General features: G+C 39.4%; 7 protein-coding genes. 2 read left to right on the top strand and 5 right to left on the bottom strand.

Features of this window, described 5'->3' with window-relative positions; all coding sequences use genetic code 11:
• Positions 1-36: 36 nt before the first annotated feature.
• Complete coding sequence (locus GQR87_RS22420; protein WP_233267297.1) at positions 37-5,796, bottom strand: Ig-like domain-containing protein; 5,760 nt, start codon at positions 5,794-5,796, stop codon at positions 37-39.
• Positions 5,797-6,355: 559 nt separating this feature from the next.
• Between GQR87_RS22420 and GQR87_RS16365 the strand changes: the two genes are divergently transcribed.
• Positions 6,356-7,714, top strand: coding sequence for an AraC family transcriptional regulator (locus tag GQR87_RS16365; RefSeq protein WP_158971169.1), 1,359 nt, complete (start codon positions 6,356-6,358; stop codon positions 7,712-7,714).
• Positions 7,715-7,848: 134 nt separating this feature from the next.
• On the opposite strand, the gene GQR87_RS16360 is transcribed toward GQR87_RS16365, so the two are convergent.
• From GQR87_RS16360 to GQR87_RS16350, 3 genes are all read right to left on the bottom strand, one after another.
• On the bottom strand, positions 7,849-8,217 hold the full coding sequence (locus tag GQR87_RS16360) for a YacL family protein (protein ID WP_158971167.1): 369 nt from the start codon (positions 8,215-8,217) through the stop codon (positions 7,849-7,851).
• Positions 8,217-8,750 (bottom strand): YgjP-like metallopeptidase domain-containing protein, encoded by a 534-nt coding sequence (locus tag GQR87_RS16355; RefSeq protein WP_158971165.1) that lies wholly within the window; start codon positions 8,748-8,750, stop codon positions 8,217-8,219. The genes GQR87_RS16360 and GQR87_RS16355 overlap by 1 nt, the downstream gene beginning before the upstream one ends.
• Positions 8,751-9,709: 959 nt before the next feature.
• On the bottom strand, positions 9,710-10,489 hold the full coding sequence (locus GQR87_RS16350) for a phytanoyl-CoA dioxygenase family protein (protein WP_158971163.1): 780 nt from the start codon (positions 10,487-10,489) through the stop codon (positions 9,710-9,712).
• A gap of 165 nt (positions 10,490-10,654) precedes the next feature.
• Between GQR87_RS16350 and GQR87_RS16345 the strand changes: the two genes are divergently transcribed.
• Positions 10,655-11,437, top strand: a complete 783-nt coding sequence (locus tag GQR87_RS16345; RefSeq protein WP_158971161.1) for an IclR family transcriptional regulator — start codon at positions 10,655-10,657, stop codon at positions 11,435-11,437.
• A gap of 103 nt (positions 11,438-11,540) precedes the next feature.
• Here GQR87_RS16345 and GQR87_RS16340 read toward each other — a convergent pair whose 3' ends face one another.
• Entirely contained in the window at positions 11,541-16,523 is a 4,983-nt protein-coding gene (locus GQR87_RS16340) for a tetratricopeptide repeat protein (RefSeq protein ID WP_158971159.1), read from the bottom strand.
• Between the last annotated feature and the right edge of the window lie 137 nt (positions 16,524-16,660).

The following is a 16,660-nucleotide window of genomic DNA, read 5'->3' as shown; positions in this document are numbered from 1 at the left end:
TTTAGGCGCTGAATCAACAGCGCCTAGTAGTGTTGATTATTGATTTCGGTATGCGATTGCTAATAATCTGTAATCGTTTCGAGTCACCACACCGTCGTTATCCATATCAGCGGCAGGATTAAAGTTGGCGTCACCTTGTGAACTGCCTAAGGCTGCTCTAAAGAGTGATATATCACCTTGATTTAATATGCCATCTCCATCTAAGTCGCCTGGTATAACTTCTACAGCTTGTCCTGTGTTTGCGTCAGTCACTAGTAGATTAATCAGTGAAAGCTCGCCATTTACACTGACTGAACTTTTAAGGATGATTTCTAATGAGTTACCTGAAACATCTGGGATAGATATTGAGGCAGGAGCAAATGGCCAAGTATTACGTTCTAGTAAAACAGTGGCACCATCAACTTTAAAGTAAATATCGAACCGTACACCATCAGCTAATGATGCATCACCTTGAGCTGCAGCTGTGATATTCACTTTATCTGCACATGAAATATCAATAGCGCCTGTTGTCCAACGTCCGCCAATTAAGGTGATTAACGGGTTGTTGTATAATACGCCGCAGTTAGTTTCACCACCGCCAGTTTCCCCACCGCCAGTTGCGCCACCAGTATCTTCAGTGACAACTATGGTTGCTTGGTCTTTGAAAAAACCTTCAGCAGAAACCGCTTCAATAGTGGCTGTTCCCGCACCTACCGCAGTCACTACACCACTGCTATTTACCGTAGCAACAGAAGCGTCACTAGTGGTAAACCAAAGGCTTTTATTTTCGGCTGTGGCTGGTATAACTGCACCAGATACATATTTCACTTCACCGACTTTAGCGGTCATGCTTTTTGGTGTGATAGTGATACCTGTGACAGCAGTATCATCGCCGCCACCTGTTTCGCCACCGCCCGTTTCCCCTTGACTGCTGTCGCTAATCACGACGTCAGTGAAGGCCATTAAGCCAGCAATGTTTCTTGCTTTAATAATCACTTTCAGGCTGTCACCGACTACGTTGTCAAACTTAATCGCTTGAGGCGTAATTGGCGTTTTAAGGACTTTAGAGCCAATGCGGACGCCATCGACATCAAAATAGATCTCTAGAGACTCGTCAGCAGGTAGTGAAGCATCAGCGAAAGGTGTGTAGCTAATGTTTACCGATTCAGCACACGTTAGATCGTGAACTTGTTCGGTACGTGCAGTGGTTAAGGTTAACTTAGTATTTTCATACAAGATCCCACAACCTGATGTACCACCACCTGTATCTGCAGTAACAACTATTGTCGCTTGGTCTTTGAATAATCCTTCAGCAGACACTGCTTCAATAGTCGCAGTACCCGCACCGACTGTAGTGATAACTCCACCGCTAGTGACAGTTGCCACCGAAGTATCGCTACTGGTAAACCAAAGGCCTTTATTTTCGGCTGTGGCTGGTACTACTGCACCAGAAACATATTTTGTTTCACCGACTTTAGCTGTCATGCTTTTTGGTGTGATAGTAATGCCTGTTACAGCAGTATCATCGCCGCCACCTGTGCCACCACCGGTTTCACCATCTTTTGCTTGATAGTAACGAACGTAGTCAATTTTCATGCTTTTTCCGTCAAGCTCGTCGGTAACTGCACCAGCGATTCCCCATTTCAAAATGGCTTGGCTCAACAATATATTAGTTTCAGCATGGTTAAGGCTATGCTCTTCAACCCTGATTAATTGACCGTCTAAATAGAACTCATGTTTGTCTTCAGTCCATAAAAGTCCAAACGTGTGGTATTCAGTTGAAAAGTCATATTCTGGGAATTGACGTGGTTGCGGATTATTTGGATGTGTTACCTTGCCGTTAGCATCAGTATAGATATCAGTCCAATTATGAATGTTGGTATTGATTTCATTTGGATAATGACCTTCGTTAATGTCTAACTCAAAGCCTTTTTCACCCGCCGCTACGCCATTTTTTGGCCATAACCAGAATGAGTTATTACTACCAGTCGCACCTGTATATTTATATTTAGCTTCGAAGTAACCATATTTAAAGGTTTCTTTAGTCCAAACATTACCACAGGTCCAATCTTGGCCGCCTTTCGTTTCTTTACGAGCTGTTAGTTCCAAAATACCATCGTGAACGACAGCATTGTCACGCCAGCGACTACACAGAACAAAACCGTCAGCAGCTGTAGCACCGTTTTCTGAAACCCATTTTTCTTCTAATTGGCTATCTGGATAATCAAACTCGTCATTCCATACTAGGTCAAAGTCACTTAAATTAATTTCTTTGTCATAGACAGGGAAATTAGTATCTTCAACTACTATGGTTGCTTCGTCTGTGAAAAATCCTTCAGCAGATACCGCTTTAATAGTTGCGGTACCAGCGCCAACAGCAGAGATAATGCCACCACTAGTAACAGTGGCAACTGAGGCATCACTAGTGGTAAACCAAAGACCTTTATTAGCAGCAGTTGATGGTACGACTGCACCCGTCACATACTTGTCTTCACCTACTTTCGCGGTAATGTTTTTTGGTGTAATAGTAATGCCAGTAACCGCATCATCATTGGCGCCACCTGTGCCGCCAGTTCCTGCACCTGCGTCAGCAATAGACACATCGGTGAAGGCCATTAAGCCAGCAATGTTTTCAGCTTTAATGATAACTTTAAGGCTATCACCTACCACATTGTCAAACTTAATCGCGTTAGGAGCAATGGGGGTAGTCAGTTGTTCATAACCAATACGTTCGCCATCGACATCAAAATAGATCTCTAGGAAGGTACCATCTGGTAATCCGCTATCAGCAAACGGGGTGTAACTAATATTCACTGAATTTGCGCAAGTCAGGTCGTGAACTTGTTCAGTACGAGCATCGGTTAATCTAAGATCTGCATTTTCATACAGGATACCGCAATCAGTTCCGCCGCCAGTCTCGCCGCCTGTTCCTGTACCAGAGCCTGTAATAGACACATCGGTAAAGGCCATCATGCCAGCAGTGTTTTCAGCTTTAATGATCACTTTAAGGCTATCACCTGCTACATTGTCAAACTTAATTGCGTTAGGTGCAATGGGGGTAGTCAGTTGTTCATAACCAATACGTTCGCCATCGACATCAAAATAGATCTCTAGGAAGGTACCATCTGGTAATCCGCTATCAGCAAAAGGTGTGTAGCTAATGTTGACTGAATCAGCACAAGTTAGGTCGTGTATTTGTTCAGTACGAGCATCGGTTAATCTAAGATCTGCATTTTGGTAAACAATATCACAGCTAGCTCCGCCGCCTGTTTCACCGCCTGTTCCTGTACCAGAGCCTGTAATAGACACATCGGTAAAGGCCATCATGCCAGCAGTGTTTTCAGCTTTAATGATCACTTTAAGGCTATCACCTACCACATTGTTAAACTTAATCGCGTTAGGAGCAATGGGGGTAGTCAGTTGTTCATAACCAATACGTTCGCCATCGACATCAAAATAGATCTCTAGGAAGGTACCATCTGGTAATCCGCTATCAGCAAAAGGTGTGTAGCTAATGTTGACTGAATCAGCACAAGTTAGGTCATGAACCTGTTCAGTACGAGCATCGGTTAATCTAAGATCTGCATTTTCATACAAAATACCACAGCTAGTTCCGCCGCCTGTTTCACCGCCGCCAGTCTCGCCGCCACCAGTTTCGCCGCCACCAGTTTCGCCGCCACCAGTTTCGCCGCCACCAGTTTCGCCGCCACCAGTTTCGCCGCCGCCAGTTTCGCCACCGCCAGTTTCGCCGCCGCCAGTTTCACCGCCGCCGGTTTCACCACCACCAGTTTCGCCGCCTGTTTCACCATCTTTTGCTTGATAGTAACGAACGTAGTCAATTTTCATGCTTTTTCCGTCAAGCTCGTCGGTAACTGCACCAGCGATTCCCCATTTTAAAATGGCTTGGCTCAACAATATATTAGTTTCAGCATGGTTAAGGCTATGCTCTTCAACCCTGATTAATTGACCGTCTAAATAGAACTCATGTTTGTCTTCAGTCCATAAAAGTCCAAACGTGTGGTATTCAGTTGAAAAGTCATATTCTGGGAATTGACGAGGTTGTGGATTATTTGGATGTGTTACCTTGCCGTTAGCATCAGTATAGGTATCAGTCCAATTATGAATATTGGTATTGATTTCATTTGGATAATGACCTTCGTTAATGTCTAACTCAAAGCCTTTTTCACCCGCCGCTACGCCATTTTTTGGCCATAACCAGAATGAGTTATTACTACCAGTCGCACCTGTATATTTATATTTAGCTTCAAAGTAACCATATTTAAAGGTTTCTTTAGTCCAAACATTACCACAGGTCCAGTCTTGGCCATCACGTGTTTCTTTTATTGCAGTTAATTCTAAAATACCATTATGAACGAAAGCATTGTCTCTCCAGCGACTACATAAAACAAACTCATTGCCCGTAGCACCATTTTGTGACACCCATTTCTCTTCTAATTGGCTATCTGGATAGTCAAACTCATCTTGCCAAACCAAATTATAGTTTTCTAAGTCTATGGTTTTATCGTATACAGGAAAGTCTGCTGCAGTTACGATTAAAGTAGCTTCATCTTTGAATTGTCCTTCAGCTGTTACAACAGAAATGATTACTGTACCTGGTGCTATTGTTGTAATAACACCACCACTGGTTACTGTTGCAACAGATGTATCACTTGAAGTAAACCAAACACCTTTGTTTGCAGAGTTTAACGGCAACACGCCACCGGTAACGTATTTGTCTTCACCTACTTTTGCAGAAATGTTTTTAGGTGTAATCGTAGCGCCTGTAACGTTAGCATCTTGAGGGCCACCAGTACCAACTACTAAAGAGGCATCATCAGTAAAAAAGCCTTCTGCAGTCACTACTGAAATAGTAACCGTACCATCAGAAACACCAGTAACTTCGCCATTAGATTTAACGGTTGCAATATTAGTATCGCTTGATGTAAACCAAACACCTTTGTTCATTGCATTACTGGGTAATGCCTTGCCAGTTACATTGGTTATTGCACCTACCGCTAAGTTTATATCTTTAGGCGTGATTGACGCGCCTGTTACTGCAGCGTCTTGGGGACCGCCAGTGCCAACAGTCAAGGTTGCATCATCAGTAAAAAAGCCTTCTGCAGTCACTACTGAAATAGTAACCGTACCATCATAAACACCAGTAACTTCGCCATTAGATTTAACGGTTGCAATATTAGTATCGCTTGATGTAAACCATAACCCTTTATTGTCAGCATTACTTGGTAATACACTACCAGTAACAAAGATTTTCCCGCCAACGGCCACATTTATATTTTTGGGTGTAATAGCAGCCCCTGTTACAGCACCTAGTTCAGGTGTATTATCGGGCTCATTTTCACCTGCAATAATATTGATTGGCGTTACACCAGCAATTTTATGTATGATGCTATCTGTAGATTCAAACGTTGCATACAAGAAGTAAAAATTACCCTCTGGTAAATCCTCTGTGGGTGTAACCCCTGCCAAAGAAATACTGCCTGTTGCAGTACCAAATTGACTGCCAATAACACTAGAGTCTTCAGTAACAGTATCTTTAGCTACCGCAGCCCAGCCAGCTGTCATTTCACGTAAATAAAAACGAACACCACCATATGTATTGGTAACTGTTTGACCGGTGCCAGCGTCGTAATCAGCTGTTATATCGATAGAGCCATCAGTAGTATAAATTTGAGAATAAATACTGACATCATCAAGTGTTAATGATGCGTCAGCGGTTTGTGCGTATAGGCTGGTTGCTGGTATTAGCAATAACCAAACAATAGCTGTCGCTATATTTCTATGATTTATTATTTTCATTACATTTTGAACCTCAAAGTAAAATAAAAGATTTCGATATTTGAATTGCCATTATTAATTTTTTGAAAAGCAATCCTTGTAAACTCCGTGTGGATATTTTGTAAACAATTAACATCTTCCGGCTAAACTACAGTAAATAAAAATTGAAGTGAATCTGATAAATAGATAAAGATAATATTGAAAACTTAGCTGATATGTATATTCGAAATATAAGAATTAACATAACGTTAACTTTTTAAAGTCATTTAAAAACAATGGGTTATTTTTTTTGTGTTCATGAAATTATAATTATAAATTCATTTTTAATGATTTACTGTTCATGCTTTTTTATCTTTTTGTTCATGAATTTCGAAGTGAATTTTGCTGTTTTTCTGATAATTAAATATGTATCTGCAAAGTGTGTTTTTAATGTTTTTTAGAATGAAGTGGGAGGTTATGACAATTGCATGTCATTCTTATTTTTAGAAATTTAAATGATCTGAGTTGATGAAACGATAAAACTTAACCTGTAGACTTAACTTGTTTACATTTTCAATTTACAAAATAAGTGGTTGTATACATGATTTCAATCCCATTAGACACGATTCTGTATCATATAGTGCCTATGATAACTGGGCAGTTGTTATTACTGATATTGTTATATTTCACAGTGGTCAGACGGAAAATGATCGCTGAGTTCCCGTTACACGCCTGTTTTATTTTAAGTTTTGTTATTTATTTGTTAGCGGGCCCTCTGCAGTATTATAGTTATCACGATACAGCGTCTATTATTATCTATTTTCGATTTGCCATCTTATTTTCTATTGGTATTCCGTCCATGCTGATTGCTAATTTACTTCGTTGTCGCATTGCTATGAGTCGATTGAGTTATGTTTTGCCCTATTTGATTGGTTTTTTGGGGGCTGTGCTTTATGTGGTGGTTCGCGATGGTGCTACAGATCAAATATTGTTTAGTAAAAAGTATGGTGAAATCTTACCCACCATAATAAGTGATGCATCCTTCAGAGACGTGTTGATCTTAGTAACAGCAGTATTATTGGTACTACCCAGTATTTACCTGATTGCTAGACAACTTAAAAATAAAGTCAGATCTAAAACCACTTTATTATTTTTGTTTAGTTCATTGGCCTTAGGTTTGGCATTTATTGTGGGTGAGATCACCAATCAGTTTTGGCTACTGAATGCCGGTTCTTTTATTACTGCATTGTGCTGGTGTTGGGCTGTCTATCAAGATATCAAAGCCATGCAAGTGCAGGCCGGTAGTTTAAAGGAAGAGTTACAGCAGCTGATTGATAGTGATGAGCAGAATCTTCAGCCCGATGTGATGAAACTCATAGATAAGCTAGAAGTGAATGCAGAGTGTGATATTGACGACTATAAAGGCAAAATTAAAGACATTTTAATTTTATTAACCCACTCGACTATTGAGCATGGAGGCGACAGCGAGCAGTTGTTGCGTAATAGTTCTGACAAGTTAAATGTCATTCAATTGAGTGATAATAGCCAAGATATTAAACAACTTGCTAAAGATGAAGCGATAGAGTTGTCGAAACTTTTAGCCAATCGGCCAACAAAAGGTAATAAAGAGCTGGTGGCTAATGCCATTGATTATATTACTCGACATTATAGTAGTGATATAGAACTGACAGATATTGCTCATAGCTGTAATGTCAGTGAGTCATATTTAAGTCGTACTTTCAAAAAAGTAAAAAATGAAACCCCCAACCACTTCATTACTAATTACCGTATTCAGCAGGCTAAACTTATATTAAAGCAGTATTCAGTGAATGAAACATCTACTGCTGTTGGTTTTAAAAATCCGAGTTATTTTAGTACGGTATTTAAGAAAGTAACGGGCTTAAGTCCACTGCAATATCAAAAACAGTTTATGAAAATTAAAGCCGAGAATGGGTGTTAATTAATTACATGTTAATTTATATATGTGGGCAAAAGAGTGCTAGCTAGTATCTGTTTTCTCAGAACCGTTCTTGTCAACGCTTTAGCTTTGTAGTCTTTTCTGTTGCATTCCATACTGCTTCACTCAGTCTCTGGTTAGAGTATTCTGCCTTTTAACGATGTGAAACTTTTCCATTCTAGCAGTAAGTTTTGTAAGTCGATTAAGCCGCAGCCTGTGATTTGTTGATCTGATATTTGTTCGCTAAATTCGCTGCTACTGACATCACTGTTATTGAGGATTAATTCGACTTCGTCGCTTTCGAAAACTAGATGATAAATTTTGCCTATGAATGTGTACTGGATAAGTTTTTTATTTAGCAACTGGTCTATTTTTTCTAATAATTCGTCTATTTGACCTTGGTCGACACTTAAATCATGACTTAACCAATCGCCAAAAGCCTCACATTCTATATCGCATTTAGCTATGGGTAGGCCGGTAATATCGGTTTGAAATTGAAAATCCATTATCGTTTGCCCTCATCATTCGGAGTTAAAAAGACGTAACCTTTGTTATCTAGCTCAGTTAAGTATACGCGCACATCAAACTCTATTTGGTGGTAATCAGGCTGCATATGTTGGCATAACTGGTAAAAAGCTTTGTTGTGTTGCTTTTCTTTTAAGTGGGCCAATTCGTGCACCACTATCATATTCAAGAAAGCTTCAGGTGTATTTTTAAATAAAGTACTGACTCGTAATTCATTTTTACTTTTAAGTTTGCCACCTTGCACTCTTGATACATATGAATGTAGACCTAAAGCATGATTAACGATATGTATTTTATTGTCGTAGATCACTTTACTTAGAGGTTGAGTTTTTTTCATGTATTGATTTTTCAATGACATAGCGTAATCACGCAAATCATTGTCGTTACTGACTTTATGTATATTTGGGTAACGTGAACGTAACCAATCACCTAAAGTGTTGGTATCTTGTAATTGCTGGATTTGTTGCTGTAAATGCTCTGGGTAGTGAGCCAAATAAGTTAATTGTTTGGGCATTGATCTATTTGAGTCAACAAAATTGGTTTTACATTATACGCGATTTAACAGGAAAGCAGAATACGGCATGCTAAGTAGAGTGGGGCAGACTAAGTAGAGTGGGGCAGACTAAGTAGAAAAAACAGTAGATAGGAAAAGATAAAAGCAGTGACGAGCTACTAGATTCGAGATGCGCGGGATAGTTATCAATATGAAGACAAGCCTCACCTGTCGTCATTCCGGTAGTTCCTGTTAATAACATGCAGAAATGACGGGCTTTAACGTTGGGCGATAATTTTGAGTTTACCATACAGTGTGGTGTTGCTGCTTATTTACGAAATAACGACAACTTAAAACTTCGTCATTCCGGTGAGCTTTTAGGCCGGAATCCATAAAAGCAGACTGAGCAGGGTGAAGCAGGTAAAGATAAGAGCGATGTAGGTCGTGGCTTTAGCCCGTCAATGTAAAAAATAGACGCCATAAATGGACGACCTACAAAAGAAGAGAAAAATTTGAACCACAGAGGGAATGGGTGTTAAGGCAAACCCCACATCACTTCATTCTGGTAATCGCTACTATCGTTATTCCGGTGTGCTTTTAAGCCGGAATCCAGGGCTTTTAAGAGCTTTAGAGCAGTAGATAGGAAATAGTGAATAGTAGATGGTTAAGATCAAAAGCAAAACCAAAGCCAAAGCCAAAGAATGGATTCCTGCTAACTACATGCAGGAATAAAGTATGGACCCACCCACTTTATAACGGCTTCGCAATGAGCCATGACGTATAAGCCGGAATCCATAAAACAGACTGAGCAGGGTGAAGCAGGTAAAGATAAGAGCGATGTAGGTCGTGGCTTTAGCCCGTCAATGTAAAAAATAGACGCCATAAATGGACGACCTACAAAAGAAGAGAAGAATTTGAATCACAGAGGGCACAGAGGGAATGGGTGTCCTCCTATATCCCCTAGAATCTACTTTTTTGGCCTAAGCTGTTTCTGCTTCTTTTTCTTTCCAGTTTAAAATCGCATCGTCCTCTACGCGATGCAGTGGGGAGTATACGGCTTCGTTATCTTTAAACGGTTTGTTGCTTTCAGCGTTGAAGGCCATGATGATGGTCCAACGTGGATCGGCTGAACGGTTTTGGTTCGACTTATGTAATAAATTACAGTGGAAGAACAAAGTATCACCAGGCTCAAGCTCAACGTTTACTAACTCTAGGTGTTTTAAAGCTTCTTCGACCATTATTGGATCGGCACCTTTTTGATCGCCAGTTTTATTATGATTCAAACGACCCAAATGGTGTGAACCTTTTAACACTTGTAAACAGCCATTTTCGATAGTGGCTTTATTGATGGCAATCATGCAGCTTACTAGTTTAGGGTAAAGCATGACGTTGTCATTGTGCCAATAGCCATAATCCTGATGCCATTCCCATGCACCACCAACAAAGGGTTCTTTCATCATTATTTTGGTGCTGGTGTGATAAACCGGCTCACCTAAAATTAAATCTACAGAATCAGATAAACGACGTCCACGAGAGAACATGCTATACAAGCCATCGTCTAGCTCTTGCCATAAACATACTTTACTGACAGTTCCAGAGGCGTCTTTTTTGTCCCAAGCACGTTCATATAAGGAATCATCATTAAAGGCTTTGTCTTGCAAGCGTTTGATTTCGGCATCGTTATAAAAACCACGGGCGATGACATAACCGTCACGATGAAAGTCACTAATTTGTGCAGGTGTAAGAATATTTTTAGTCATAAAACAGCTCCTCAATAATAATTTGTTATACGTATTTGAATGTTGTATTTGTATATGAATCGATAATAGTGTCTTTTTATAAATTGTCAACAATATTATTTATTTGCTATCAATTAGCTTGCTGGTAACCTAAGCGCAGCAAATTAAGTATGGAATAATGAGTTAATGACAGACGTGGTAAAAAATAAATATGCGGTGCCAGCATTAGATAAGGCATTGGATGTATTGGAATATTTAGTCGAGCAAGAAATTGCAAAATCGCAAACTGAAATTGCTCAAGCTTTAGGTCGTGGTACCAATGAAATATATCGAGTTTTAGTCAATCTAGAAGGGCGTGGGTATTTAGTCCGTGATCCACTTTCAGGTCATTATCGTGCTTCTTTGAAAATGTATAATTTATCTAGGCGTATTTCTCCAATTGATCAATTACGTCAATGTGCGCTACCGCATATGGAAGATTTAGCGGTAAAAATTGGCCACTCCTGTTATTTAACTATGTTGTATCAAAGCCAAACTATGGTTGTGGTACAGGCAAGAAGTCAGGTACCAATATCAGTGAATATTACTGAAGGGTCGTTATTTTCTACTTTATCTACTACTTCTGGCAAAGTGTTGTTAGCCAATAGTAATGATGAAGTAAGGGAGATGATTTTACAGCGCAGCGATCGTTATCAGACATTTGATGACGAAAAGAAGAGATTACTGAATGAAGAATTAGCCGTTACCAGAGAGAAGGGCAGTTTAATTTCGAAGAACTTCTTTATTGAAGGGGTTTCGGATTACGCCGTATTGGTTGGGCAAACTGATGGCAAAGTGATTGCATGTTTAGTGGTATCAACCTTAAGTATGCATACGGTCGATGAGGGAGAAACTGACAAACCTAGGATTGATATCATTCAAGAAGTTGCAAAAACTGCAGAAAAAATCACTCAACAATTGGGCTGTTAAATCGACTCTGAAGCATCCGCTTTGTCGCAAGACATAGGTATTTGGAAGTATTTAAATACCTATGCCTTATAAAAAACGTTGCAGTTTATTATCTCCTCGCTATTTAAAACCTATTACTTAATTGCCAAACCAGTTTTAGGGTGGCAAAGAACCCCGTCACTTGAATTGAATCTTTCAGTTTAGTCTTTAATAATTGTTTAGCGTGTACCGCTAACTTTTGGCCCACTGTCGCTTGATAATCTTGTTGGCATTTTCTGAGTAAAGGTGTGATGACATCTAATTTACTTTCGAAACTATCTTGCCCCAATGCCAAAGCTACTTGTAAGGTCGAGTAGACATATTTTTCGTTTTCAATTAACTCTTCATAATCAATTACGTCAAGGTCTGCATAATCTAAAGTTTGTCCCGTGCGATATAAATCGTAGGCATACCACAACCGCATATTATGTAAGGTGTTATCTGGTTTAAGTGTTAATCCTTGCTGTATAACTGGCGAAGCTTGATCCCATTTATCAGCCATTTGTAAGGCAGTACGATAATGATAAAAACAAAATGCAGCTAAGCGCTGTGGATCTTTTATCTTTGCAAACAAATCAATGACCTGCTGAAAAAGACCTTTATTCACATAGGCATTACATAACTGTTCAACCAGAGCTGGGGTCTCAACAATATAATCTAAATGTTTGGCAATTAATTTCTCTGGCGGAACTATTTCTTTGTCACACCAATATTCAAGTAATGAAATCAACATGCCCACCCACGCCGGACTGTGGGCGATTTTTTCTAAACGTTGCATTACTTTTTTCGCCCCATCCTTAGGGAATTGTTGCATATACACTTCAGACCAAAAGTAGGCTTGTAAACGCGTTAATGATTCAAAGTTTTGCTCAAATATTGCAATCAATTTTTCGAAACTGAATGACTTTGATAAGGCGTTGTAAGCCTTATTCAAACACCAATAATTTTCTATTTTATCGGCAATCATTTGGCTAAATAGACTTAATGCTGGATCTATTTCACCCAGCTTAGTTAATACCTCAACTCGTCTTGCGTTAACGTATTCATCTTCATAATATTCGGTGTACAAATTAAGGACGTTTAAGGCAGCTTGTGGTTGCTCGATTGCCACTAATCTATCCGCATAAGTGAGAACTATATATTGATCATTTGGTGATAGCTCATAAGCTCGTTTTAGGTATTCATCGGCTTTCTCTTGGTCTATTGCAGTACCATGCTGCAATAAGTTTTCACCCACAAAACACAAGGCCTCTGCCTCATGGGGGTTAGTACTGACTTGCTGATAACAACAAGCTATGTATCTGTCTTTATCGCCTATTTTTTCTAGCCACTTATATAACTTAGTCCAAAGATAAGCATAACCTTCACGGCTAAATAATATTTTTTCCATTCTGCTAGCTGCATCTTGGTATTGTCCTATTTCGGCAAACAATTCAGCTTTTAATATGCCTAGTTCAAAAGGCAAATCATCTAGCCAAGGAGTATTCGATAATACTGCTATGGCCGTTTTATAATCGCCTTGATCGATGTACATTTGTGCTAGATCTTTAAAGGCAGGAACAAAATGCCGGTCACAACTTAATGCTTTGTCGAGTAAGCTTTTCTTTTTTAGGTGCTCTTCTGTGAGGTAAGCTACATCACGCCATACGTGAGCTTTATAGGGTTTTAGCTGGGCAAGTTTAAGCGCCTGCTGTTGCGGAAATTCGGCTTTGTCTAATTGCTCGCAAACCGTGACTAAGTTATTCCAAGCCCAGCGATAATCTTGGCTATGTTCTACCGATTTAATCAGGCTCTGCAAAGCTTTTTCTGGCTGCTCTTGCTTTATCTCAATGTTGGCTAGATAACCATACAACACACCATCATCCACAACATGTTTAACAATTTTTCTCAGCACATTAGCTGCAGCAACCAGATCATTTTCTCTTTCGTATAAATCAGCTAAACGCTTAGCCACCTCTGTCCAAGCAGGGTTGATCTCTAAAGCGCTATTAAATGCCAGAATGGCCTGTTGTGTATCACCCTGCAATTCGTATAACTGTGCCAAATCGAAATGCACTCTAGGGGTTAATGGGAACTTATCACGCCCTTTTATCAATTCGTTTTGGGCGGCATCAAGATCTCCAAAATGTTGATGATAACTACCGGCTAAACTATAGGCATACCATAAATGGCTATAGTGCTTGAGCATATACTCAATAAAGGCTTTAAGGGACGCTTGACCTAAGCTGACTTTGGCTGCAAACCAATAGTTCCAAGCTGAGTCACCAAAGATTGTTTGTGTTTGTATTTGTTCAAAGATAAAGTTTAGCGCCTGTTGTTTTTCTTCATCAGAAACGCAGGCTTTTAATAACACATCAAAAGCTAAATTATTGTCGACGTCGATTGAAAGTACTTTTCTGGCTTGTTCTTTAGCTTTGATAAAGTCGCCATTTTTCAGGTAACTCTTGGCTAAATAACTCATGTTAGTCATGTCGCCTTTGACCAAAGCACATGTCTGTTGAGTTAATTCAACAGCTTGTTGAAACAAACCTAGACCGATTTTTACATCTATTAGTTGGCGCCTTGCATAACTGTAGCTGGGCCGCCCCTCTATCCATTCGCTTATAATTTTGTCTTTAAACAGTAAATCATTATGCCAATCAGCAATGTATTCAAAAATTAAAGAGTTATTCGGATGAGTTTGATACAGCTCAGAAAGTACATCGTTTAAACCTTCTACATCGCCAGTTTGGAATAACAGTTGAAAATAACTGTGGGCTATATTGGACACAAATGGGGTTTCGGCAAAACTATTTTTATAAAAATCGATGGCGCGATCAATATCACCTACTTTTATCGCCTTTTTAGCCAGCAACTCCTGATAATCAGTGCTATTTAGACTGCTTTCTATATCACCAACTATAGAATCAAATTTTTCAAATAAGCCGTTATCAATTAACTTCTCGGCCACGTATCGAAATAAATTACCGTCAGTATTATGAATACTTAATGCTTCAAATAAATAATCGACGCCTAGATGTTCAAGGTTCAAAAACTCATAGGCATTGAACAATGACATAACAGGCACTGCCGAACGATATTTGTATTTTTCAAACCTGTTGAGCAAAAACTGTAACGCCAGATCTTGCTGTTTTAAAAAACGCGCAGCTTTGAAATAACTTTCAATATAAAAATTGTTAGTTTCGTCTAAACAATGCGCCAGCAAATAATGCTCCGTGGCTTTGGTATAGTCTTTATGTGACCAAAGATAACTGGCTATCGACCAATGTGAGGGCGAATGATAGCTGCCATATAATTTCAGTTTGAATAGCAATTCTTTGGCTAATGCTTGATGTTCATTTGACTTGCCTATCTCGTCAAACAAAGTGCCTAACAAATCAAGATTGTTGTTATCTTTTAGATAATCAATCAGCAGATTTAAGGCGTCTTCTTTTTGGCCTAAATCGCGCAGACAAAAATATTTTGAATTGAGTAAAACTGTCTCATCGGGGAAACGGGCTAATAACTTATTGTTCAACTCTAGTATGGCGAATAGATCATTATTCCAGGCTGCGTAACGTCTTTGCATAATCAAAGTTAATCGATGTTCTGGTGCGACAGTAATCAAGCTGTTTAATGCTAACTTCGCAGTTTTAATATCATTATTTTCAATGGCTAAACTGATTTCATCACAGATGGGATAAAGTTCGCTGGCCGCAAAGGAAAAAGCGTCTAACAGGGCTGATTTGGCCTTGGGCACAAATGCCAAACATCGTGCACCACTAAAAGCTTCGGAGATAATGGTTTCTTTAATCAACATCTCTTGCATCACAGAACTTGATGGATCCATGATATAAATAGTGCCTACTTGTTTGTTATAACCAATCACTGCTTGAATATGGGAGGTAAAACCGTTTGTTGTGACCAAGGCAAAAGGAATGTCATGGTCAATCAATGAATAAGCCAGATCGGCTTCTAGCTCAAACTCAGCAAAAGCAAAGTCATTATCTCGCAACCACTGCCTTTCTTTGGTGTCAGGTGTACCGTCAAAACAAATCTGATCTGCAATTTTTTTGGAGTCGAAATCTATGCCCCAAAATTTTGCAATCGCCGCCAAAGTCGTTGGCGCACAAGTCATATGTTGTTGTCGTAAAAACGGCACATCCAAGCGTTTTTGTTGTAACTGCCCGTTAGACTTAGCTAGGTTCTCTACTACGATTTTCCAATAGCCACTTTTTAAGCCAGACAATAATTCTTTGGCTAAGGGTAAATCTTGATAATGAATCGCAATTTGGCCTTGCAGAGCACGAATTAAGGTTTCGTCATCTTTATCCTTGGCTATACGTAGCTTTTGTTGTTGCTCAATGGCTTTTTCACACTCAGGCCATTGATAAGCATTGCCCAGCAAGCGAGCATATTCTAACCAAACAAAGGCGGACTGAAACTTAGTGGCATGTTCAGCATATAATTTGATGGATGCATCGAGCCCTGAGGATTTAGTGACAATATTTGACAGCACCCGTAAATGATAAGGCGAGCCTAATGTATTGAACAGCAATTCAGCTTGGGTTTGCGCTTCATTTACTAAATCTTGGGCAAACAAAAGTTGAATTTTTTGCGATTTGATAAAACCATCTTCTGGATCAATCTCAATGGCTTGATTTAGACATTTTTCAGCATCATAATAATTTTTGTAATTACGGTGAATAATCGCTTTAAAGGTTAATAAGTCCCCTTGAAAGGGATTATCGGCAGCAAAATATTTTTCATGCTCTGCGACAAACTCTGCGGCCAAAATGGGCCCGAATTTATTGATTTTGTAAAACATCATTTTGCTGATCAGTTCCGGATCAGTTTTATTTTGGCGCCAAAGCTTTAGCATGATGGCATCTGATTTTCTATCTGCCCCTAAATTCATATATAGGCGGATAGCCAGCAATAACTGCTGCTTCTCTGACCAAGACACAATGGGTCCCCATTCACTCTCTGCCACATTTAATGCGTCAATATAAAGCCCTTTACTACATAACTTTTTAGCCGCTTTAATTAAAACTTGGTCTTTTGTAAGTGTTACGTTTGAGGATGTCACTGGCGGTTAATTCCTTTTATTGAACAATATTCTGCATATAGTCTTGCCGCAGTATCAAAAAAATTGGTCGGTTAGAGTCCACAATTTTCAAACTAATTACAAGACGGAAAATATATTTTTATTAGGTTCTTACCACT

The organism is Paraglaciecola sp. L3A3 (assembly GCF_009796765.1).
GTDB lineage: Bacteria > Pseudomonadota > Gammaproteobacteria > Enterobacterales > Alteromonadaceae > Paraglaciecola.
Note: the sequence above shows the minus strand (reverse complement) of the source record. Positions and strands in the feature narration are given on the sequence as shown.

Coding starts and splice junctions, on each gene's coding strand:
- GQR87_RS22420 (WP_233267297.1), bottom strand. CDS start 5,796: ATGAAAATAATAAATCATAGAAATATAGCGACAGCTATTGTTTGGTTA.
- GQR87_RS16365 (WP_158971169.1), top strand. CDS start 6,356: ATGATTTCAATCCCATTAGACACGATTCTGTATCATATAGTGCCTATG.
- GQR87_RS16360 (WP_158971167.1), bottom strand. CDS start 8,217: ATGGATTTTCAATTTCAAACCGATATTACCGGCCTACCCATAGCTAAA.
- GQR87_RS16355 (WP_158971165.1), bottom strand. CDS start 8,750: ATGCCCAAACAATTAACTTATTTGGCTCACTACCCAGAGCATTTACAG.
- GQR87_RS16350 (WP_158971163.1), bottom strand. CDS start 10,489: ATGACTAAAAATATTCTTACACCTGCACAAATTAGTGACTTTCATCGT.
- GQR87_RS16345 (WP_158971161.1), top strand. CDS start 10,655: ATGACAGACGTGGTAAAAAATAAATATGCGGTGCCAGCATTAGATAAG.